Here is a 398-nt window from a genome sequence, read left to right as displayed (position 1 = left end):
GCTGTACCATGCCGCGCAGCGCGGCGGGGGATTACCCCCGGGGCTGAAGCTGATAAATCCAGGCGCTGATCTGCTGTCCATCGTCGGTGGTCACTTCCACCGGCACCCGATCGTACCCCTCCTCAAAGTCGTCCAGCATGGGCCAGTGCGCCGCCAGCCGATCGGACAGGAACAGATAGCCGTTGACCCGTGGGCCGTGAGCGTCGAGGACGATCCCCGGGAAATCGGCGGCTGCGCCCCAGCCGCGCGCGTAAAAGGTGCCGGTGACGTAGCCGGGACGCCACTCGCCCCCGATCGCCTCCAGAATATGCGCATTGCTGCGACCGGGACAGAGCGTCCCATAGACAAATAGCGGTTTCATTTTCTCTCTCTCGTTCGCCCTGACACCCGCCCACAGC

Annotated in this window: 1 protein-coding gene; it reads right to left on the bottom strand. The window is 64.8% G+C overall.

The features are described from left to right. Window positions 1–31: 31 nt before the first annotated feature. On the bottom strand, window positions 32–398 hold a 367-nt coding region (locus M3196_RS21810), incomplete at its 5' end, for a gamma-glutamylcyclotransferase family protein (protein ID WP_251324381.1).

Source organism: Fictibacillus nanhaiensis, assembly GCF_023715445.1.
Classification (GTDB): Bacteria; Bacillota; Bacilli; order Bacillales; family Fictibacillaceae; genus Fictibacillus; species Fictibacillus nanhaiensis_D.
This window is presented reverse-complemented; position numbering and strand designations above follow the sequence as displayed.